Annotated in this window: 16 protein-coding genes and 1 pseudogene; 16 read left to right on the top strand and 1 reads right to left on the bottom strand. The window is 70.9% G+C overall.

What is annotated here, in order from left to right; all coding sequences use genetic code 11:
- Positions 1 to 11 precede the first annotated feature (11 nt).
- The 3 genes from ACIQU4_RS17025 (at position 12) to ACIQU4_RS17015 (ending at position 4,066) form a co-directional block, all read left to right on the top strand.
- Entirely contained in the window at positions 12 to 1,460 is a 1,449-nt protein-coding gene (locus ACIQU4_RS17025) for a glycosyltransferase family 2 protein (RefSeq protein ID WP_403730677.1), read from the top strand.
- Between the two features lie 17 nt (positions 1,461 to 1,477).
- The gene (locus tag ACIQU4_RS17020) at positions 1,478 to 2,785 is read left to right on the top strand and encodes a glycoside hydrolase family 113 (RefSeq protein WP_403730675.1); all 1,308 of its coding nucleotides are present in this window, start codon (positions 1,478 to 1,480) and stop codon (positions 2,783 to 2,785) included.
- Positions 2,786 to 2,917: 132 nt separating this feature from the next.
- Complete coding sequence (locus tag ACIQU4_RS17015) at positions 2,918 to 4,066, top strand: sensor histidine kinase (RefSeq protein ID WP_403730672.1); 1,149 nt, start codon at positions 2,918 to 2,920, stop codon at positions 4,064 to 4,066.
- Positions 4,067 to 4,083: 17 nt separating this feature from the next.
- Here the strand turns inward: ACIQU4_RS17015 and ACIQU4_RS17010 are convergent, their stop codons facing one another.
- On the bottom strand, positions 4,084 to 5,133 hold the full coding sequence (locus ACIQU4_RS17010) for a rod shape-determining protein (RefSeq protein WP_403730669.1): 1,050 nt from the start codon (positions 5,131 to 5,133) through the stop codon (positions 4,084 to 4,086).
- 117 nt (positions 5,134 to 5,250) lie between these two features.
- Here ACIQU4_RS17010 and ACIQU4_RS17005 point away from each other — a divergent pair, with 117 nt between their 5' ends.
- The 13 genes and pseudogenes from ACIQU4_RS17005 to ACIQU4_RS16945 form a co-directional block, all read left to right on the top strand.
- Positions 5,251 to 6,780, top strand: coding sequence for a bifunctional folylpolyglutamate synthase/dihydrofolate synthase (locus ACIQU4_RS17005; protein WP_403730666.1), 1,530 nt, complete (start codon positions 5,251 to 5,253; stop codon positions 6,778 to 6,780).
- 3 nt (positions 6,781 to 6,783) lie between these two features.
- Positions 6,784 to 7,128 carry a DUF4233 domain-containing protein gene (locus tag ACIQU4_RS17000; protein WP_385583330.1) on the top strand — a complete coding sequence of 115 codons (345 nt, stop codon included), beginning with the start codon at positions 6,784 to 6,786 and terminating at the stop codon, positions 7,126 to 7,128.
- 114 nt (positions 7,129 to 7,242) lie between these two features.
- Positions 7,243 to 7,653, top strand: coding sequence for a nucleoside-diphosphate kinase (ndk, locus tag ACIQU4_RS16995; protein ID WP_403730663.1), 411 nt, complete (start codon positions 7,243 to 7,245; stop codon positions 7,651 to 7,653).
- 294 nt (positions 7,654 to 7,947) lie between these two features.
- Positions 7,948 to 8,967 carry a rod shape-determining protein gene (locus ACIQU4_RS16990; protein WP_008738981.1) on the top strand — a complete coding sequence of 340 codons (1,020 nt, stop codon included), beginning with the start codon at positions 7,948 to 7,950 and terminating at the stop codon, positions 8,965 to 8,967.
- Between the two features lie 127 nt (positions 8,968 to 9,094).
- Positions 9,095 to 10,039, top strand: coding sequence for a rod shape-determining protein MreC (gene mreC, locus ACIQU4_RS16985; protein WP_403730660.1), 945 nt, complete (start codon positions 9,095 to 9,097; stop codon positions 10,037 to 10,039).
- Positions 10,040 to 10,051: 12 nt separating this feature from the next.
- Entirely contained in the window at positions 10,052 to 10,756 is a 705-nt protein-coding gene (gene mreD, locus ACIQU4_RS16980) for a rod shape-determining protein MreD (RefSeq protein WP_229339741.1), read from the top strand.
- 13 nt (positions 10,757 to 10,769) lie between these two features.
- Positions 10,770 to 12,947 (top strand): penicillin-binding protein 2, encoded by a 2,178-nt coding sequence (gene mrdA, locus ACIQU4_RS16975; protein WP_403730657.1) that lies wholly within the window; start codon positions 10,770 to 10,772, stop codon positions 12,945 to 12,947.
- Between the two features lie 7 nt (positions 12,948 to 12,954).
- Positions 12,955 to 14,154 (top strand): rod shape-determining protein RodA, encoded by a 1,200-nt coding sequence (gene rodA / locus ACIQU4_RS16970; protein WP_403730655.1) that lies wholly within the window; start codon positions 12,955 to 12,957, stop codon positions 14,152 to 14,154.
- A gap of 82 nt (positions 14,155 to 14,236) precedes the next feature.
- Entirely contained in the window at positions 14,237 to 15,760 is a 1,524-nt protein-coding gene (locus ACIQU4_RS16965) for a CHAD domain-containing protein (protein WP_403730653.1), read from the top strand.
- 80 nt (positions 15,761 to 15,840) lie between these two features.
- Positions 15,841 to 17,766: a TIGR03960 family B12-binding radical SAM protein gene (locus ACIQU4_RS16960; protein ID WP_327132048.1), complete on the top strand. Its 1,926-nt coding sequence runs from the start codon at positions 15,841 to 15,843 to the stop codon at positions 17,764 to 17,766.
- 60 nt (positions 17,767 to 17,826) lie between these two features.
- Positions 17,827 to 18,669: a hypothetical protein gene (locus ACIQU4_RS16955; RefSeq protein ID WP_403730650.1), complete on the top strand. Its 843-nt coding sequence runs from the start codon at positions 17,827 to 17,829 to the stop codon at positions 18,667 to 18,669.
- A 127-nt stretch (positions 18,670 to 18,796) separates the two neighbouring features.
- Complete coding sequence (locus ACIQU4_RS16950; protein ID WP_403730968.1) at positions 18,797 to 19,576, top strand: TIGR03936 family radical SAM-associated protein; 780 nt, start codon at positions 18,797 to 18,799, stop codon at positions 19,574 to 19,576.
- Between the two features lie 233 nt (positions 19,577 to 19,809).
- Positions 19,810 to 20,545 (top strand): annotated as a pseudogene (locus ACIQU4_RS16945) (ribonuclease E/G); the annotation flags it as partial.

Genomic DNA, 20,545 nt, shown 5'->3' with positions numbered 1-20,545 from the left:
GGACCCTTCCCATGACCCTGGCCCCCGTACAAGAGGTCGTGACGACATCCCGTCGCGATGCGAAAATGGTGCAGCGCCATGCCGACTGGAAGCCCAGCGTGCTGGCCTTCCTGCTGCCCTTCCTGGCCCTCGTCAGCTTCGGCCTGTGGGTGTTCGAGCCGAACCCGACGCCGCTGGGCTGGACGCTGTCGGTCATCTGGTCGCTGCCCGCCATCGGCGTCATGGTGGGCTTCCAGGGCGTCCTGCTGATCCGCCGCCGGCTGCGCAAGGCGCACGAGATGGTCCCGCCGGCGCCGGTGGAGGAGGACTTCCTCATCGTGCTCGTGCCGACCATCGGCCGCCACGACACGTACCCGGCCCTGGAGCGCTCGGTCCTCAGCTACGTGGAACACCTTCCCCCGTACTTCCCGCTCATGCGGGTCGACGTGCTCACGGAGGAGGGCTGCGAGGCGGCCGAGCGGATCGACGACCTGGCCGCGATGAACTCCCTGATCCGCGTGGTCACCGTGCCGAAGGTGTACGAGACGGCGAACGGGACGCGGTTCAAGGCCCGCGCGAACCACTACGCGCACGAGCTGCGGATCGACGAGGGCGAGACCCTCGACGACGTCTGGGTGCTGCACATGGACGACGACACCGGGGTCGGCCCCGACACCGCCGCGTCCATGGCCCAGTTCATCAACCGCCAGCGACGGGAGGGCGACGAGGGCAAGCACATGGCGCAGGGGATCCTCGCGTACCCGCGCGAGAACGCCGTGAACCGCTTCACCTGGCTCGCCGACGCGGTCCGCCCCGCCGACGACATAGCCCGGTTCCGCGCCTTCACCGGTCTCGGCACCCCCGTCGCCGGCGTGCACGGCGAACTGCTGCTGCTCCGCGCCTCCATCGAGGCGACGATCGGCTGGGACTTCGGCCCGAAGGCCATCGTCGAGGACGCCCAGCTGGCGCTGACGTTCTGCCGCAAGTACCCCGGCCGCAGCGACTGGTTCAACGGCCGCTGCTACGGCGCCTCCCCGGCCACCACCAGGGACTTCATCAAGCAGCGTGAGCGCTGGGCGTGGGGGCTGGTGGCCCTCTGCTTCAACCGCACGGTGCCGTTCCGGTACCGCTGGTTCCTGATGCTGTGCATGGTCAGCTGGGTCCTCGGCCCGCTCCAGCACGTCGCGACCGTGCTCCTCGTGGCCTGGTTCATCGGTGACTTCAACACCTCGCCCGTGACCCAGTCCGTCGTGATCATGTGGTCGCTCAGCTTCGCGTACGTCATCTGGACGTACTGGGAGGGGCTGCGGCTCAACGCCCTGGTCTCGGCGAACGGCAAGCGCCGCTGGTGGGAGCCGTTCGCCGTGCTCGGCCTCATCCCGCTGTTCTCCGTGCTGGAAGGACTCGGCGGCCTGCGCGGGCTGATCAAGTTCATCAAGCGCGAGGAGAACAAGTTCGTCGTCATCGCCAAGCCCGCATGAGAAACCGAGAGCCCCTCGTGAAGAACGAGAAGAACGAGAAGAACGAGAAGAACGAGAAGAACGACGAGAACCGGAAGGACCCGGCCGGGAAGACGAAGCGCTCCAAGGTCCCGCTGCTCGCGATCCTCCCGGTGACCGTGACCTCCCTGGTCCTCGGCCTGCCGTTCGTCCTCGGCGACCACCCGCTGCGCTGGAGGTCGGGCTCCGTCAAGCCGATCCTGGTCCTGCACGACTCCACCCCCTCGAAGGGCGGCGACGGCACCGTCCTCGCCGGCGGGGGAGGCGACGCGGCCGAGCCGGCCAAGCCCGCCGCGCCCGCGCTGAAGGTGGACAGGCCCTGGAAGACCGGCATGCCCGAGTGGGGCGTCCAAGTCTTCTGGGAGGACAAGAAGGAGCACAGCGACGCGTACGTCGAGAAGAAGGCACGGGAGCAGGCCGACTACCTCGTCGGACTGAAGGCCAACGCGGTCGCGGTCTCGTTCCCCTTCTACACGGAGGGCCGCACTTCGACGAAGCTCGCGGCGGGCCGCAGCACCCCGACGCCCGAGCACCTCGACACGGTTCTGCGCGTCTTCCACGAAGCGGGACTGCGCACCACCGTCCGCCCGACCCTGGACGAGGCGTCGCTCGTCCCGCCGGAGGGCTGGCGCGGCAACATCAAGCCGACCGACAAGGAGGCCTGGTTCGATTCGTACGAGGCCCTGCTCGGCCCGTACCTCGACGCGGCCCAGCGGCAGCAGGCGGCGACCTTCGTGATCGGCACGGAGCTGAACTCGATGGAGGGCCACCCGGGCTGGAAGGGCCTGATGGCGGCGGCCGAGAAGCGGTTCAAGGGCGAGGTGTCCTACGACGCGAACTGGGACAACTACGTGGGCGGCCACATCGACGTGCCCGTCAAGCGGCTCGGCGTCGACGCGTACTTCCCCGTCAAGGTCGCCGACGACGCACCCGTGGACCAGCTCGTCGACGGCTGGAACACCTGGCTGAACAAGAAGGCCAAGGGCCCGCTGCCGCGAATCGTGTTCGCCGAGGCGGGCATCAGCGCCATGGACGGCGCCTTCCACGCACCCGGCGACTTCTACACGAAGCGCAAGGTGAACCCCGCGGTGCAGGCCAACTGGTACAAGGCGGTCTGTCAGGTCGTCCAGGAGCGGAAGATGGCCGGCGTCTACTGGTGGTCGGTGTACTTCGACTCCGATCCCAAGGCCGCCCCCAAGGAGGAGGAGTCCCGGCTCAACTTCGCGGGACGCCCGGACACCGAGCGCGAGATCCGGTCCTGCTTCGGCTCGGACTACGCGGGCCCGGGCACTGATCCCGCGCCCTGACGGGCCACGTCCTGAGCGGCGCTCCGGATCGCGTTCGGGTATGTGTCCCGAGTTGTCCGGAGTGTCGCACATCACGTTTTCGGCCGGGTTGGCTGATCCGGTAGCCCTCGCCGAGCACGGATGATGGAAGGCATGTACGTCCCGCCCGTCGCCTCGGCGCTCCACCGGGCCGCGGCCGCCGGCCGCCGGCTCGCCGCGAGCTGGGCCGGGTCACCCCGGGCGCTTGACGTGCTCACCGCAGTCAGCTGCCTGGCGCTGATGGCGCTGGACCTGCCCGGTCTGGCCGCCGCGGACAACTCGCTCAGCGGTCCGATGGCCGCCGTCGTACTCGCCGCCGGGTGCTCCGGCCTGGTGGTGCGACGCCGGGCGCCCTGGGTCTCGTACCTCATCGCGCTGCTCTTCATCGGCTGGCTGCACGAGCTGACGCTGATCCAGTTCGCGCTCTACTCGGTCGGCCGCTACCGGGGGCGGCGGCCCGCCGTCCTGGCCACCCTGGGGTACATCGCCTTCGCGCTGATCGTCTTCTGCGTGCCGGGCTGGCCGGAACCGCACGCCCGGACGCTCAGCGCGTTCCTCGGCCTCGTCGTGCCGATCGGGGTGCTGGCCTCGGCCGTCGGCATCGCCGCCTACCGGCACGATCTGGTGCGCGAGCTGGCCGCCCGGCGCGCCGAGTCGGCCGTGCTCCAGGCCGTCCAGCAGGAGCGCAACTCGGTCGCCCGCGACGTCCACGACTTCGTCGGCCGCGAGCTGACCCTGCTGACGGTGCGCTCCGAGGTGCTGTCGACGCGGTCGCGGGAGACGGCGTACGCGAAGGACTTCGAGGAGCTCGCCGACACCGCGCGCCGGGCCCACCTGGTGCTCAACGAGATCATCGTGCAGCGCGGGGAGCGGGCCTCGACCCCGGGGGTGGACGGGCTGCCGGCCCTCGCGGAGGAGAGCGGACGGGCCGGTTCGCCCGTACGGCTGGCCCTGGATCCGCAGGTGCACGGGCTGTCGCCGCTGCGGCAGGCAGCGGTCTACCGGGTGGTGCAGGAATGCCTGACCAACGCGGCCAAGCACGCCTGCGGCGAGACCATCCACGTGTCCATCGAGGCGGACGGCCCGCAGCTGCGGATCGCGGTCCGCAACGGCCTGCCCGTCCGGACGCCGGTGCGGGCCCCCGTATCGGCGGGATCGGGCACGGCGAGCATGTCCGAGCGCGTGCGCAGCCTGGGCGGATCCCTGACGGCGACGCGCACGGAGGACTCGTACACGGTCGTGGCCACCCTCCCGCGGGGTTGACCGAGGTCCGGCCGGCCTCAGGCCTTCGCCGGGACCAGCAGGCTGTTCAGCGTGTCCAGGTCCTCCACGCATCTGCCCGAGCCCAGCGCCACGCAGTCCAGCGGGGCGTCGGCCACGAAGACCGGGATCCCCGTCGCGGAGGCCATCCGCAGGTCCAGCCCCGGCAGCAGGGCCCCGCCGCCGGTCAGCACGATGCCGTGCTCCATCACATCGCCCGACAGCTCGGGCGGGCACTCCTCCAGGGTGGTGCGCACCGCGGCGATGATCGCCTCGACCGGCTCGTCGAGGGCGGCCCGTACGTCCGTCGCCCCCAGCGAGAGCGTCTTCGGCATGCCGCCGACCCGCTCCCGCCCGCGCACCGTGAAGGTCCGGGTCTCCAGCTCCGGCCGGTCCGGCACCGGCCAGGCCGATCCGATGCCGACCTTGACGTCCTCGGCGGTGCGCTCCCCGATGAGCAGCCCGTGCTCCTTGCGCACGTAGTCCATGATCGCGCCGTCCAGCCGGTCCCCGCCGACCCGCAGCGACCGGGAGGTGACGATCCCGCCGAGCGAGATGACGGCGACCTCGGTGGTGCCGCCGCCGATGTCCACCACCATCGAGCCGCGCGGCTCGGCCACCGGAAGGCCCGCGCCGATCGCCGCCGCCATCGGCTCCTCGATCAGGTGGACGGCCTTTGCCCCGGCCCGCTTCGAGGCGTGGACGATGGCCTGCCGCTCGACGGGAGTCACCCCGGAGGGCACGCAGATCACCATCCGGGTGCGCGGCCGGCGCCCCGGCACGGCCTTGCGGACGAAGTGCCGGATCATTTCCTCGGCGGCCTCGTAGTCGCAGATGACCCCGTCCTTCAGGGGGCGGATCGCGGTGATGGAGCCGGGGGTGCGGCCGATGGTCTCCTTGGCCTCGGTCCCCACGGCCAGGGCCGTGGTGGTGCCCGCCTTCACGGCGACCACGGACGGCTCATTGAGGACGATGCCGTGCCCCCGGGCGTAGACCAGGGTGTTCGCGGTCCCCAGGTCGATCCCTATGTCGCGGCTGGAAGCGGACTTGTTGGTGCTGGCCTGCGGCATTTGTTCCCCTATCTCCTGCCCGCAAGGCTTGCATAACGATCCGGTCGCAACGGCCGCCGAACGTCCTGAAACGGCCGGGTCGAAAGTCCCCGGGCCCCCCGTCCGTAGACTGGGCCCGTGAGTGAGCAGCAGCCCGAGAGCAACGGACCCGACGACCGCGACGAGACCACGGAGGTCTTCGAACGGATCGTGGCCGAAGAGTCCGACCGCGACCCCGACCTGGCGGTGATCGAGGCCGGCAGCCGCACCCTGCGGGCCCAGGCCGGACCGCCCCAGGGGGACCCGGTACCGTCGAAGCCCCTCGACCCGGAGGTGGCGCGGGCACTGCAGGAGGTGGAGCAGGAGCTCTCCACCCGCTGGGGCGAGACCAAGCTGGAGCCGTCCGTCACGCGGATCGCCGCGCTGATGGACGTCCTGGGCGAACCGCAGAACGCGTACCCCTCCATCCACGTGACCGGCACCAACGGCAAGACCAGCACCGCCCGCATGATCGAGGCCCTGCTGAACGCCTTCGAGCTGCGCACCGGCCGCTACACCAGCCCGCACGTGCAGTCGGTCACCGAGCGGATCAGCCTCGACGGGGCCCCGATCAGCGCCGAGCGCTTCATCGAGACGTACTACGACATCAAGCCGTACGTGGAGATGGTCGACTCCTCCGAGGAGTTCCGGCTGTCCTTCTTCGAGGTGCTCACCGGCATGGCGTACGCGGCCTTCGCGGACGCCCCGGTCGACGCGGCCGTCGTCGAGGTCGGCATGGGCGGCACCTGGGACGCGACCAACGTGATCGACGGCGCGGTCGCGGTGGTCACCCCGATCAGCCTGGACCACACGGACCGGCTCGGCGCGACGCCCGGCGACATCGCCCAGGAGAAGGGCGGCGTCATCAAGCAGGACGCCACCGTGATCCTGGCGCAGCAGCCGGTGGACGCGGCGCAGGTGCTGCTGAAGAAGGCCGTCGAGGTCGACGCGACGGTGGCCCGCGAGGGCATGGAGTTCGGCGTCGTCTCGCGCGAGGTGGCGGTCGGCGGGCAGATGCTGACGCTGCGCGGCGTGGGCGGCGAGTACGACGGCATCTTCCTGCCGCTGTACGGAGCCCACATGGCGCACAACGCGGCGGTGGCGCTGGCGGCGGTCGAGGCCTTCTTCGGGGTCGGCGCGCAGCAGTCGCGGGAGCTGGACCTGGAGACCGTGCGCAGGGCCTTCGCCTCGGTGACCTCGCCGGGCCGGATGGAGGTCGTACGGCGCAGCCCGACGGTGGTCCTGGACGCGGCGCACAACCCGGCGGGCGCGTCGGTCACCGCGGAGGCGGTGACCGAGGCCTTCGGCTTCAGCCGGCTGATCGGGGTCATGGCCGCGAGCGAGGGCAAGGACGTCAAGGGGGTCCTGGAGGCCTTCGAGCCGATCTTCGCGGAGATCGTCGTCACGGAGAACTCCAGCCACCGGGCGCTGTCCGCGGACGCTCTGGCGGCCGTGGCGGTCGAGGTCTTCGGGCCGGACCGGGTACAGGTGGAGCCGCGGCTGGACGACGCCCTGGAGGCGGCGATCACCCTTGCGGAGGAAGAGGCCGAGTACGGAGGGGCCGGCGTCCTGGTGACCGGTTCCGTGATCACGGTGGGCGAGGCCCGCCTGCTGCTGAAGAGGGGCTGAGGGATGCGCACGCTGTGTGCTTCGACGCTGATCGGCGAGTTCTTCGTGATCGGTTTCGCGGGGCTGGTGGCCATGAAGAACCCGGATCTGACCCAGGCCACGGTGTGGACGGTCTGCGGGATCGCCATGCTGCTGTCGGTGCTGCTGTGCGGGATGCTGTCGCGTCCGGGCGCGGTCCAGATCGGCTGGGCGCTGCAGATCGGGCTGATCCTGAGCGGATTCGTCGTCCCGATGATGTTCTTCCTCGGCGCGGTGTTCGCGGGTCTGTGGTGGTGCTCGGTGCACTACGGCGCCAAGATCGACGCGGTCAAGGCCCGCTGGGCGGCCCAGAACGAGGCCCAGGCCTGAGGCCGCGCGGCCCCGGATGCCCCGGCCGCCCGGGGCCCGGGGCTCCGCGCAAGGGCCCCGCTGACTCCCTGTAGCCTCGTCGGACCGCACCCGTATGCCGCAAGGAGCCGCAACATGACCCAGCGCACGCTCGTCATCCTCAAGCCCGACGCCGTCCGTCGAGGCCTGATCGGCGAGATCATCGGCCGCATCGAGCGGAAGGCCGGCTGGACCGTTCCCGCACTGGAGCTGCGCACGCTGGACCAGGAGACCCTTGAGGCGCACTACGGCGAGCACAAGGGCAAGCCCTTCTACGAGCCCCTCATGGGCTTCATGGCGAGCGGCCCGGTCGTGGTCCTCGTGGCGGAAGGGGAACGTGTGATCGAGGGTGTCCGCCAGTTGGCCGGACCCACTGACCCGATCGCCGCGGCGCCCGGCTCCATCCGGGGGGATTTCGGCACCATCACCCGGGAGAACCTGATCCACGCCTCGGACTCCGAGGAGTCCGCCGAGCGCGAGCTGAAGCTGTTCTTCCCCACCCTCTGATGAGTCCTTCCTGACGCAACATCAGCCGAATAGCGCTCATGACCTGGGGCGACCGAAGTAATTTCGGTCGCCCTTCGGTATTACAGTGCGCGAGCGGGAACGCATGTGCAGGACACGTCGTCACCACTAGGGGCGGGTTTCCGTTCCGGCGGGATTGCCGGAGTCCCGTCGCGCGGTGTTCATACTTGCGGCACTACGATGGGGCCTCCACCCACACACCCACCTCGCCGACCTGACAGCAGCCGCTATCAACTGGAAGGCCAGACGCTCCTCATGGGGAACAAGGGGAACAACATGTCGTTCATCGGCCGTGACATGGCGATCGACCTCGGGACCGCCAACACGCTGGTGTACGTGAGGGGCCGGGGGATCGTCCTGAACGAGCCGTCCGTGGTCGCCATCAACACGAACACCGGCGGCATTCTGGCGGTCGGCTCCGAGGCGAAGAAGATGATCGGCCGGACGCCCGGCAACATCGTCGCCGTACGGCCCCTCAAGGACGGCGTGATCGCCGACTTCGAGATCACCGAGCGTATGCTCCGGTACTTCATCCTCAAGATCCACAAGCGCCGCTACCTGGCCCGTCCGCGCGTCGTGGTCTGCGTCCCCTCCGGTATCACCGGAGTGGAGCGCCGCGCCGTCATCGAGGCGTCCACGCAGGCCGGCGCCCGCCAGGTGCACATCATCGAGGAGCCCATGGCCGCCGCCATCGGCTCGGGCCTGCCCGTCCACGAGGCCACCGGCAACATGGTCGTGGACATCGGCGGCGGCACCACCGAGGTCGCCGTCATCTCCCTCGGCGGAATCGTCACGGCGCAGTCCATCCGGGTGGCCGGCGACGAGCTCGACAACGCGATCATCCAGCACATCAAGAAGGAGTACTCGCTCCTCCTCGGCGAGCGCACCGCCGAGCAGATCAAGATCACCATCGGGTCGGCGTACGACCTCGACAAGGACGAGCACACCGAGATCCGCGGCCGGGACCTGGTCTCCGGCCTCCCGAAGACGGTCGTGATCTCCGCCGCCGAGGTCCGCAAGGCCATCGAGGAGCCGGTCAACGCCATTGTCGACGCGGTCAAGACGACCCTCGACAAGTGCCCGCCCGAGCTCTCCGGCGACATCATGGACCGCGGCATCGTGCTCACCGGCGGCGGCGCCCTGCTGCGCGGGCTCGACGAGCGGCTGCGCCGCGAGACGGGCATGCCGATCCACATCGCCGAGGACCCGCTCGACTCCGTCGCCCTCGGCTCCGGCAAGTGCGTGGAGGAGTTCGAGGCGCTCCAGCAGGTTCTGGACGCCCAGCCCCGGCGCTGATACAGACCCCCCTCCGGGGGCCATGCGGAACACAAGGATCCGCCGTACGGGTGCTGCCGCGCCCGTGCGGCGGATCGTTGATATACAGACCAAGAAGTTTCCGACGAGGAAGGCACGGCCGCCGCACGTGAGGGACACACGAGAAAGCCGGCTGCTCCTGGTGCTCCTGATCGCCATCGCGTTCGCATTGATCACGGTGGACATCAGGGCAGGCGAGGAGTCTCCGGTCGACGGCGCCCGGCAGGCCGCCGCAGCGGTCTTCGGCCCGGTCGAGAAGAGCGTCGCGACCGCGGTCGACCCCGTCGCCAACGCCATAGGGGCCGTACGGGACTCCGGCGAACGCCACAACCGCATCGCCACGCTGGAGCGCGAGAACGCCGCCCTGAAGGCGAAGCTGGGCAGCGACGACCAGACCCGCAGCCGGATCCACGAGCTCGACGAGATGCTCAAGCGGGCCGGCGCCGGACAGTACGGCATCAAGGGCGCCGAGGTCATCGCCATAGGAGCGGCCCAGGGCTTCTCCTGGACCGTCACCATCGACGCAGGCAGCAAGGACGGTATCGAGCGGGACATGACCGTGCTCAACGGGGAGGGACTCGTCGGCCGGGTCGCCACCGTGGGCCCCGACACCGCCACGGTCGTCCTCGCCAACGACCCCGACTTCACCGTGGGCACCCGCCTGGAGAAGACCGGCGAGCTCGGCTTCGCCACCGGACAGGGCGACCGCGCCCTGTCCGTCCAGATGCTCAACGGCAAGGCCAAGGTCGGCCCCGGCGACCGGCTCGTCACCTTCGGCTCCCGCGGCAACAAGCCGTTCGTGCCCGGCGTCCCGATCGGCGAGGTCGTCAAGGTCGACCCCTCGCGCGGCGACCTGACCCGCACCATCTGGGTCCGCCCCTTCGTCGGCTTCTCGCGCCTGGACATCGTCGGCGTCGTCGTCATGCCGCCGCGCGAGGACCCGCGCGACGCCGTACTGCCCCCCAAGCCCGAGGTGAAGCCCACCCCGACGGTCACGGTCACGGTCACCCCGTCCCCGTCCGCCGGGGTGTCCGGCAAGCCGGCCGACGAGTAGGAGCTGACCGTCATGCGCTTCAACCGGATCCTGCTCTCGGCCACGCTCGTCGTGGTCGCCCTCGTCGTCCAGGTCTCCGTCCTGGGCCGGCTGCAACTGCCCGGCGCCGTACCCGACCTCGTCCTGCTCACCGTCGTCGCCCTCGCCCTCGTGTACGGGCACCTCAGCGGCGCGCTCATCGGCTTCGCCGCCGGACTCCTCGCCGACCTGGCCCCGCCCGCCGACCACGCCGCCGGGCGGTACGCGCTCGTGCTCTGCGTCATCGGGTACGCCGCCGGGCTGGCCCGCCCCGACTCCGGGCGGTTCCGCTCCGCCTGGGGCCCGATGCTGACCGTCGTCGCCACCGCGATCGGCTCCACCCTGCTCTACGCCGGGGTGGGCGCCCTCGTCGGCGACACGGCCGCCCGCCACGTCGGGCTCACCGGGCTGCTGTTCACCGCGACCCTCTACGACCTGCTGCTCGCCCCGTTCACCGTGCCGTTCATCATGGCGCTGGCCCGGCGCGCAGAGAACGACCCGATGGCCGTCGAGGCGAACGGCGGCCCGGCCAAGACCGCCGACGTGTCCTCCGGCTGGCTCGCCGGCGGCACCGGCCTGCGCATCGGCAGCCAGCGCGGCGGCCTGCGGCGCGGGCTCGCGCGCGGCCGCGCCAACAAGGCCGGCCGGATAAAGGGCGTCAAGGCGATCAAGAGTGTGAAGAGCGTCAAGAAGCTGTGAGGGAGGAGCTCCCGTGACCAACGCCCCCGAGACCGGCCGTACCTCCCGCGTGCGGATCAGACTCGTGATCATGCAGGTGCTCGTCCTCTCCTTCCTCCTCACCCTCGGCGGGCGCCTGTGGTACCTCCAGGTCCGCAACGGCGCCGAGTACTACCACGAGGCCAAGAGCAACCACGTCCAGCAGGTCGTACAGCCGGCCGTCCGCGGCTCGATCCTGGACGCCCGCGGGGTCCCGATCGCGGACAACGAGACCCGCCTGGTCGTCTCCGCCAGCCGCACGGCGCTGATGAAGATGAAGGACAAGGGCAAGGGCGTCCTGACCCGGCTCTCGGGCGTCCTGGACATGAAGCCGCAGGACGTCATGAACAAGGTCCGCATCTGCGACTCCCAGACCCCCAAGCCCTGCTGGAACGGCTCCCCCTACCAGCCGATCCCGGTCACCACCGAGGCCACCACCCAGCAGGCCCTGCAGATCCGCGAGCGCCCCGAGGAGTACCCCGGCATCACCGCCGAGCCCACCGCCGTACGCCGCTACCCCGCGCCCGGCGGCGCCAACACGGGCCAGGTGCTCGGCTACCTCTCCCCGGTCACCGACGACGAGATCCAGAAGGCCAAGAACACCAACTCGCCGCTGCTGCGCTCCGACCAGGTCGGCCGCTTCGGCCTGGAGCGCACGTACGACAGGACCCTGCGCGGCAAGTCCGGCGTCACCCGCTACGAGGTCGACAACCTCGGCCGGGTCATGGGCCAGGCCAAGAACGACCCGACGGTGGCCGGCGCCCACCTCGTGACCAGCATCGACGCCCGCGTCCAGGGCGTCGCCGAATTCGAGCTGAACGCGGCCATGGTCGAGGCCCGCAAGCAGATCGACCGCAACACCGGAGTCCCGTACAAGGCCGACGCCGGCGCCGTGGTCGTCCTGGAGTCGAAGACGGGCCGGGTCGTGGCCATGGCCTCCATGCCCACGTACGACCCGAACGTCTGGGTGGGCGGGATCTCCGGCAAGGACTACGCCAAGCTGACCGCCAAGGAGGCCAACGTCCCGCTGATGAACCGGGCGATCCAGGGCCAGGCCGCCCCGGGCTCCATCTTCAAGGTCATCCCGACCGCGGCCGCGGTCAACGCCGGATACGACTTCGACGGGGAGTACCCCTGCCCGAGCTCGTACGCCATCGGCGGCCAGGTCTTCAAGAACTTCGAGTCCCAGGGCCACGGCTCCATCACGCTGGGCCGGGCCCTCGAAGTCTCCTGCGACACCGTGTTCTACGCCCTCGGCCACCAGCAGTGGATCAAGGACGGCGGGCTCCACCCGAAGAAGCCCCCGGCCGAGATCTTCTACAAGACCGCCCACCAGTTCGGCCTCGGTGCCGAGACGAACGTGGACCTGCCGGGCGAGGAGAAGGGCCGGGTCCCCGACCGGGGGTGGAAGCAGAGGTTCTGGAAGGCCAACAAGGACATGTGGTGCAAGACCGGGAAGAAGGGCGGCACCTACGTCGAGCTGCTCTCGTACGAGAACTGCCTCGAAGGCAACCTCATGCGCGCCGGTGACGCCATCAACTACTCCATCGGACAGGGCGACACCCTGGTCACCCCGATCCAGATGGCGACCATCTACGCGGCCATCTCCAACGGCGGCACCATGTGGAACCCGACCATCGGCAAGGCGGTCATCAGCGCCGACGGCAAGCACGTCGAGCCGATCCCGCCGCAGTCCCACGGCAAGCTGCCCATGACCGAGACCACCCGCCGCAAGATCAACGCCGCCCTGGAGGGCGTCGCCACCCGCGGCACCGCCGCCTGGCGCTTCGGCGGCTGGCCGCAGAAGCAGATCCCCATGCACGCCAAGACCGGCACCGCCGAGGTCTACGGCAAGCAGACCACCTCGTGGTTCGCCACGTACACCGAGGACTTCACGATCGTGATGACGATCTCCCAGGGCGGTACCGGTTCGGGTGCCTCCGGCCCCGCCGTCCGCAACATCTACAACGCCATCTACGGTCTGACCATGGCCGGCAAGCAGGACACCGAAAAGGCCTTCCTGCTCAAGCCGGAGGCGAAGCTCCCCACCATCGGGCCCGACGGCTCCATCGACGCCCCCGACATCAAGCCGTACGTGCCCCCGTCCCCGGAGGAACTGGCGCCCCCCGCGCTCGCCGGTCCCCCCGCCCCGCCCGCCACGCGGCAGGACTGAGACCCCGATGCAGACCGCGAACAAGTTCTCCGTATCCCGGTACGCGCCCGAGCGCGGCGCGATGGCCAAGCTGACCTCGCGCGACTCGGTGCTGCGCCGGCTCGACTGGCCGATTCTCCTCTCGGCGCTCGCCCTGTCCTTCATCGGCGCCCTGCTGGTGTGGTCGGCGACCCGCAACCGCACCCAGCTCAACCAGGGCGACCCGTACTACTTCCTGGTCCGGCACGCCCTGAACACCGGCATCGGCCTCGTGCTGATGATCGGCACCGTCTGGCTCGGCCACCGCACCCTGCGCGGCGCCGTGCCGGTCCTGTACGGGCTCTCCCTGGTGCTGATCCTCGCCGTGCTCACCCCGCTCGGCGCCACCATCAACGGCGCCCACGCGTGGATCGTGATCGGCGGCGGGTTCTCGCTCCAGCCCTCGGAGTTCGTGAAGATCACGATCATCCTGGTCATGGCCATGCTGCTGGCCACCCGGGTGGACGCGGGCGACCTCGTCCACCCCGATCACCGCACCGTGGTCAAGGCGCTGTGCCTGGCCGCCGCGCCGATGGGCATCGTCATGCTGATGCCCGACCTCGGCTCCGTCATGGTCATGGTCGTCATCGTGCTCGGCGTCCTGCTCGCCTCCGGCGCCTCCAACCGCTGGGTGGTGGGGCTGATGGCCTCCGGCGCGGCCGGGGCCATCCTGATCTGGCAGCTCGGCGTGCTCGACGAGTACCAGATCAACCGCTTCGCGGCGTTCGCCAACCCCGAACTCGACCCCGCCGGCGTCGGCTACAACACCAACCAGGCGCGGATCGCGATCGGCTCCGGCGGACTGACCGGCTCCGGGCTCTTCAAGGGCTCGCAGACCACCGGCCAGTTCGTGCCCGAGCAGCAGACCGACTTCGTCTTCACGGTGGCGGGGGAGGAGCTGGGCTTCCTCGGCGCCGGGCTGATCCTGGTCCTGCTCGGCATCATCCTCTGGCGAGCCTGCATGATCGCCCGGGAGACCACCGAGCTGTACGGGACGATCGTGTGCGCCGGGATCATCGCCTGGTTCGCCTTCCAGGCCTTCGAGAACATCGGGATGACCCTCGGGATCATGCCGGTGGCGGGGCTCCCGCTGCCGTTCGTCTCCTACGGAGGCTCCTCCATGTTCGCGGTGTGGGTGGCGGTCGGACTGCTGCAATCGATCAGGGTGCAACGGCCGATGTCGGCCTAGCGGGGCCGATCTTCGGCCGGTTCCGCCGTCGATTCCCCCGTTCACCCTGCCGTGGTGATCCGTTCAGGACTAAGTTCGATGCATGGCGGACACGAAACGCGAGATCGAGCGCAAATTCGAGTTCACGACGAGCAAGGCCGCGCGCCGCGGAGTCCCGGACCTGACCGGCACGGCCGCGATCGCGGCCGTCGCCGACCAGGGCACCGTCGACCTCGACGCGGTCTATTACGACACCCCCGACCAGCGGCTCGCCGCAGACGGCCTCACCCTGCGGCGGCGCACCGGCGGCGCGGACGCCGGCTGGCACCTCAAACTGCCCGTCTCCCCGGGCGTGCGCGACGAGGTCACCGCCCCCCTCAGCGACACCGTCCCGCGCGCCCTCGCCGCCCTCGTCCGCTCCCGCGTCCGCGACCTCGCCCTGGAACCGCAGGTCCGGCTGGTCTCCTCACGCCGCTTGACCCACCTCCTCGACGCCGAGGGCGCCCTCCTCGCGGAGCTCTCCACCGACGCCGTCCGCGCCGAACGGGACGAGGCCGCCGCGGCCTGGACCGAGGTCGAGGTCGAACTCGCCGACGGCGTCGACCCCGCGCTCCTCGACGCCGTCGAGAAGAAGTTCCGCAAAGCCGGGCTCAAGGTCTCCGACGCCCCCTCCAAACTCGCCCGCGCCCTCACCGAGACGGGCACCGAGCCGCCGGCCCGGCCCGGGCCCGCCGCCGCCGAGGGCACCGCGGGCGCGCTGGTCCTCTCGTACCTGGGCGAACAGCGCGACGCGCTCGTCGCCCAGGACCCCGCCGTCCGGCGCGGCCTGCCCGACTCCGTCCACCAGATGCGGATCGCCTGCCGCCGGATGCGCAGCGCCTTCAAGACGTACCGCAAGGTCCTCGACCGCGCCGCCACCGACCCGCTCGGCGAGGAGCTCCGCTGGCTGGCCGCCGAGCTCGGTCTCGACCGGGACCAGGAAGTCCTCTTCGACCGCATCCAGACCCACGTCACCGAGCTCCCCCGCACCCTCGTGGTCGGGCCCGTCCGCGGCCGCCTGCGGACGTGGAACAACGCCCGCCGCTCGGCGACCCGGCGCCACGCGCTCGCCGCGCTCGACGCCAAGCGGTACGCGGCCCTGCTCGACGCCCTCGACGCGCTGCTGGCAGACCCGCCCCTGCTCCCCGGCGCGGCCAAGCCGGCCGCCCAGGCCCTGCCCAAGGCCGTCCTCAAGGACTACGAACGGCTCGCCACCCGGGTCGCCGGCGCCCTCGACCTGGATCCGGGCGAACCCCGCGACCTGGCCCTCCATGAGGCCCGCAAGGCCGCCAAACGCGCCCGCTACGCGGCGGAGGCGGCCACCCCCGAGCTCGGCAAACCGGCAAAACAGCTGGCCAAGGCCATGAAATCGGTCCAGAGCCTGCTCGGTGACCACCAGGACAGCGTCGTCGCCCGCGAGGCCCTGCGCGGCATCGGCGTCCAGGCGGCCGGAGCCGGGGAGTCCGCTTTCACCTGGGGAGTGCTCTACGCCCGTGAGGAAGCCCTGGCCGCACAGGGTGAGCGGGAGCTTCCGGACGTATGGGGGCAAGCCGCTTACCCCGCGCTCCGGGCGGAGCTCGGCTCCTAGGCGGCGATCATGGCGGCAGGAGGCGGCTGCGCCTCGGGTTACGCTTGAGAGTCGCCCCCTGCCAGCTTCACGAAAGTCGCGTGATGTCCGAGTCGGTCTTCCCACAGCTCGAAGCTCTGCTCCCGCATGTGCAGAAGCCCATCCAGTACGTCGGCGGTGAACTCAACTCCACCGTCAAGCCGTGGGATTCGTGTGACGTCCGCTGGGCGCTCATGTACCCGGACGCGTACGAGGTCGGGCTGCCCAACCAGGGCGTCATGATCCTCTACGAGGTGCTGAACGAGCGCGAGGGCGTGCTCGCGGAGCGCACCTACAGCGTGTGGCCGGACCTCGAAGAACTGATGCGCGAGCACAAGGTGCCGCAGTTCACCGTGGACAGCCACCGCCCCGTGGGCGCCTTCGACGTGTTCGGCCTGTCCTTCTCCACGGAGCTGGGCTACACGAACATGCTCACGGCGCTGGACCTGGCGGGCATCCCGCTGGAGGCCAGGAACCGTACGGTCGACCACCCCATCGTCCTCGCGGGCGGCCACGCGGCCTTCAACCCCGAGCCGATCGCGGAATTCATCGACTGCGCGGTCATCGGCGACGGCGAGCAGGCCGTCCTCGACATGACCGAGATCATCCGCACGTGGAAGGCCGAGGGCCGTCCGGGCGGGCGCGAAGAGGTCCTCTTCCGCCTGGCCAAGACCGGCCAGGTCTACGTGCCGGGCTTCTACGACGTCGACTACCTGCCCGACGGGCGCATCGCGCGCGTCGCGCCGAACAAGTCGGGCGTCCCGTACCGCGTGTCCAAGCACACGGTCATGGACCTCGACGAGTGGCCGTACCCGAAGCAGCCGCTGGTCCCGCTCGCCGAGACCGTCCACGAGCGGATGTCCGTCGAGATCTTCCGCGGCTGCACCCGCGGCTGCCGTTTCTGCCAGGCCGGCATGATCACGCGCCCCGTGCGGGAGCGAAGCATCACCGGCATCGGCGAGATGGTGGAGAAGGGCCTCAAGGCGACGGGCTTCGAGGAGGTCGGCCTCCTCTCGCTGTCCTCCGCGGACCACACCGAGATCGCCGAGATCGCCAAGGGCCTCGCGGACCGCTACACGGACGACAAGGTGGGCCTGTCCCTGCCGTCGACCCGCGTGGACGCGTTCAACGTGGACCTGGCGAACGAGCTGACCCGCAACGGGCGCCGCTCCGGTCTGACCTTCGCCCCCGAGGGCGGCTCCGAGCGCATGCGCAAGGTCATCAACAAGATGGTCTCGGAAGAGGACCTGATCCGGACGGTGGCCACCGCGTACGGCAACGGCTGGCGCCAGGTGAAGCTGTACTTCATGTGCGGCCTGCCGACCGAGACCGACGAGGACGTGCTCCAGATCGGCGACATGGCGGTCAACGTCATCGCCAAGGGCCGCGAGGTCTCCGGCCAGAACGACATCCGCTGCACGGTGTCGATCGGCGGATTCGTGCCGAAGCCGCACACCCCCTTCCAGTGGGCGCCGCAGCTGTCGGCCGAGGAGACGGACGCGCGCCTGACGAAGCTGCGCGACAAGATCCGCGGCGACAAGAAGTACGGCCGCTCGATCGGCTTCCGCTACCACGACGGCAAGCCGGGCATCGTCGAGGGCCTCCTCTCGCGCGGCGACCGCCGCATCGGCGACGTCATCCGCGCCGTGTACGAGTCGGGCGGCCGTTTCGACGGCTGGCGCGAGCACTTCTCGTACGACCGCTGGATGGAGGCCGCGGAGAAGACGCTGCCGGCCTACGGGGTGGATGTCGCCTGGTACACCACGCGCGAGCGCACGTACGAGGAGGTCCTGCCCTGGGACCACCTGGACTCCGGTCTCGACAAGGACTGGCTCTGGGAGGACTGGCAGGACGCCCTCGACGAGACCGAGGTCGACGACTGCCGCTGGACCCCGTGCTTCGACTGCGGCGTCTGCCCGCAGATGGACACCCACATCCAGATCGGCCCCACGGGCAAGAAGCTCCTCCCCCTGACGGTGGTGAAGTAACACACGCCCGACCTGACCCCCCGCCGCAACGGTCGGGGGGTTTTGGGTGTCCTCAGGGGTATGGAACTCGACAAGCGGCAACCCGCGGATGGTGGCGAGGGCTGCCTCGTGGGCGTCATCCGGGTGCCCGTCAAGATCGTGGCGCTGATCGTCGTACTGCCCGTACGGGTGGTTTGGGATCTGCTCGCCGCGTTCGGGCGGGCCGCTCAGCGGCATGTGCTGGGGCCCTTCTCCGTGTACGTCCTCCAGCCCGTGCTGCGCGGCATCGGCCGGGTGCTGACGGTGCTGCTCAAGCTGGTGTTCGTCTGGCCCTGGGTCGGGTTGTGGCGGTATCTGGTCCAGCCCGTGTACGCGTACCTCGTCGCTCCCCTCGGGCGGTTCCTGTACGCGTACCTCCTGCGTCCGCTCGGTGAGGCGCTGGCCTGGGCCGGGCGCGGGCTGGCGTGGGTCGGCGCGGTGGTCTACCAGTACGTGCTCACCCCGGTCGGGCGGGCACTGGCGTGGACCGGGGCCGTCGCCTACCGGTACGTGCTGCGGCCCGTCGGGCTGGGGCTGTGGCGGTACGTGCTCGTGCCGCTCGGGCAGGTGCTCGTCTGGGCCTGGCACGTCGCCGGGCGGATCGTGCGGGCCGTGTGGCGCGCAGTCCGGCTGGCCGGGTGGGTGCTCGTCGGATGGCCCGCGGCGCAGGTGTACCGGCACGTGCTGACACCTGTCGGACATGTCGTACGCGACGTGTGGCGCATCGTCCGCAGCACCGTCCGCGAGGTCCGGGCCGAGGTGCGAAGGGCGCTGTTCGGGGGGCCCGGCCGGGAACCGGCGAGGTCACAGGCGCGTACTCTGGGTAGTACGACAGCCGAGAGCAACCCGCCCGCCCCCGAGCGCTCCCTGCACAAGCAGGGATGAGCCGGAGGGCACGGCGTGGCCCGCCGGCTCACCAGACCTCAGGGCGACGCGCGAGCCGCGGAGCCCCGCACAAGGAGAAGAACCACTGGGCAAGCGACAGCCCGAAGGCCCGCCCCCCGCACCGGTGGTGCAGCGCATCCGACTGCGCTACACCAAGCGCGGCCGCCTCCGGTTCACCAGCCACCGAGACTTCCAGCGCGCGTTCGAGCGGGCCCTGCGCCGCGCCGAGGTGCCCATGGCGTACTCGGCCGGCTTCACCCCGCACCCCCGCGTGTCGTACGCGAACGCCGCGCCGACCGGCACCGGCAGCGAGGCCGAGTACCTGGAGATCGCCCTCGCGGAGCCCCGAGACCCGGAGAAGCTCCGCGAGCTGCTCGACGAGTCGATGCCGGCCGGGCTCGACATCACCGAGGCGGTCGAGGCCCGTACCTCCGGGCTCGCCGACCGGCTGACCGCTTCCGTGTGGGAGCTGCGACTGGAGGGCGTGGAGAGCGCCGACGCCCAGCGGGCGGTCGAGGCCTTCCTCGCCGCCGAGGCGGTGGAGGTGCAGCGCCGCACCAAGAACGGCATCCGCACCTTCGACACCCGGTCCGCCGTGGTCAGCCTCGAAGCGGTTCCCGCGCCGGCTGATAGGACGCCGGACAATGCCTGTGCGATACTGCGGCTGGTTGTTCGGCATCTGACACCTGCCGTTCGACCCGACGACGTCCTGTCCGGTCTCCAAGCTGTGGCCGACCTGGCGCCGCCGGTCCCCGCAGCGGTGACCAGGCTGGCGCAGGGGCTCTTCGACGAGGAGTCCGGCACGGTGACCGACCCGCTCGCGCCCGACCGCGAGGTTGTCACGGCCGCCCTACCCACGGCCGCCGTAGCAGCCGACGCGAAGGCGCCGGAAGGTCCCGCCGCGTAGGGAACGTCGTCGTCGCGCAGCCCTGGCACTCGGAGCCACCTGGGTCGGGCCGCGCACTGACCTGAAGACTTCCGCCAGGCCGTACGGACAAGACGTACGGAACCGGCGGCCATGGACTAGAGCTCCCGTGTGGCGACCGCGCCCCGGAGGCCGGGTCCGCGCTGATCGCGCGGAACCGTGCCGGACCGGAAGTCAGCCGCGGCGCCCGGGAGCGTGACGGGAGAACCGCCCGCATGCTCAACAACGAAACCAACAACACCACCGGTGGCGCCGACAGCGGCAGCCCGAGCGACAACCTGCCTCCGCGCAGGCGTCGCCGTGCCGCGTCGCGACCCGCCGGACCGCCCGGTGCGACGGCCGTCGCACCCGCAGCGGTGACCGAGGCCGAGGCCGCTCCGGCCGCCCCCGCCGCCGAGGAGGCCGCTCCGGCCGCCGCCCCGGCCCGTACCCGCCGCCGCGCGACCCGCGCCGTGGCCGCCCCTGAGACCCCGGCCGCCGCCGAGGCCGTCGTGGAGGCTGCTGCCCCTGCCGCTCCGGTTGCCGAGGAGCCGGCTGCTCCGGCGCCGCGTGCCCGCCGTCGTGCGACCCGCGCCGTGGCTGCTCCTGAGGCTCCGGCTGCCGCCGAGGCCGTCGTGGAGGCTGCTGCCCCCGCCGCTCCGGTTGCCGAGGAGCCGGCTGCTCCGGCGCCGCGTGCCCGTCGCCGGGCCACCCGCGCCGTGGCTGCTCCGGAGACCCCGGCCGCCGCCGAGGTCGTCGTGGAGGCTGCTGCTCCGGCCGCTCCGGCCGCTCCGGTTGCGGAGGAGCCGGCTGCTCCGGCGCCGCGTGCCCGTCGCCGGGCCACCCGCGCCGTGGCCGCCCCTGAGGCTCCGGCTGCCGCCGAGGTCGTCGTGGAGGCTGCTGCTCCGGCCGCTCCGGCCGCTCCGGTTGCGGAGGAGCCGGCTGCTCCGGCGCCGCGTGCCCGTCGCCGGG

Source organism: Streptomyces sp. NPDC090741 (assembly GCF_044769045.1).
Classification (GTDB): Bacteria; Actinomycetota; Actinomycetes; order Streptomycetales; family Streptomycetaceae; genus Streptomyces.
Note: the sequence above shows the minus strand (reverse complement) of the source record. Positions and strands in the feature narration are given on the sequence as shown.

Coding starts and splice junctions, on each gene's coding strand:
- ACIQU4_RS17025 (WP_403730677.1), top strand. CDS start 12: ATGACCCTGGCCCCCGTACAAGAGGTCGTGACGACATCCCGTCGCGAT.
- ACIQU4_RS17015 (WP_403730672.1), top strand. CDS start 2,918: ATGTACGTCCCGCCCGTCGCCTCGGCGCTCCACCGGGCCGCGGCCGCC.
- ACIQU4_RS17010 (WP_403730669.1), bottom strand. CDS start 5,133: ATGCCGCAGGCCAGCACCAACAAGTCCGCTTCCAGCCGCGACATAGGG.
- ACIQU4_RS17000 (WP_385583330.1), top strand. CDS start 6,784: ATGCGCACGCTGTGTGCTTCGACGCTGATCGGCGAGTTCTTCGTGATC.
- ndk (WP_403730663.1), top strand. CDS start 7,243: ATGACCCAGCGCACGCTCGTCATCCTCAAGCCCGACGCCGTCCGTCGA.
- ACIQU4_RS16990 (WP_008738981.1), top strand. CDS start 7,948: ATGTCGTTCATCGGCCGTGACATGGCGATCGACCTCGGGACCGCCAAC.
- mreD (WP_229339741.1), top strand. CDS start 10,052: ATGCGCTTCAACCGGATCCTGCTCTCGGCCACGCTCGTCGTGGTCGCC.
- rodA (WP_403730655.1), top strand. CDS start 12,955: ATGCAGACCGCGAACAAGTTCTCCGTATCCCGGTACGCGCCCGAGCGC.
- ACIQU4_RS16965 (WP_403730653.1), top strand. CDS start 14,237: ATGGCGGACACGAAACGCGAGATCGAGCGCAAATTCGAGTTCACGACG.
- ACIQU4_RS16955 (WP_403730650.1), top strand. CDS start 17,827: ATGGAACTCGACAAGCGGCAACCCGCGGATGGTGGCGAGGGCTGCCTC.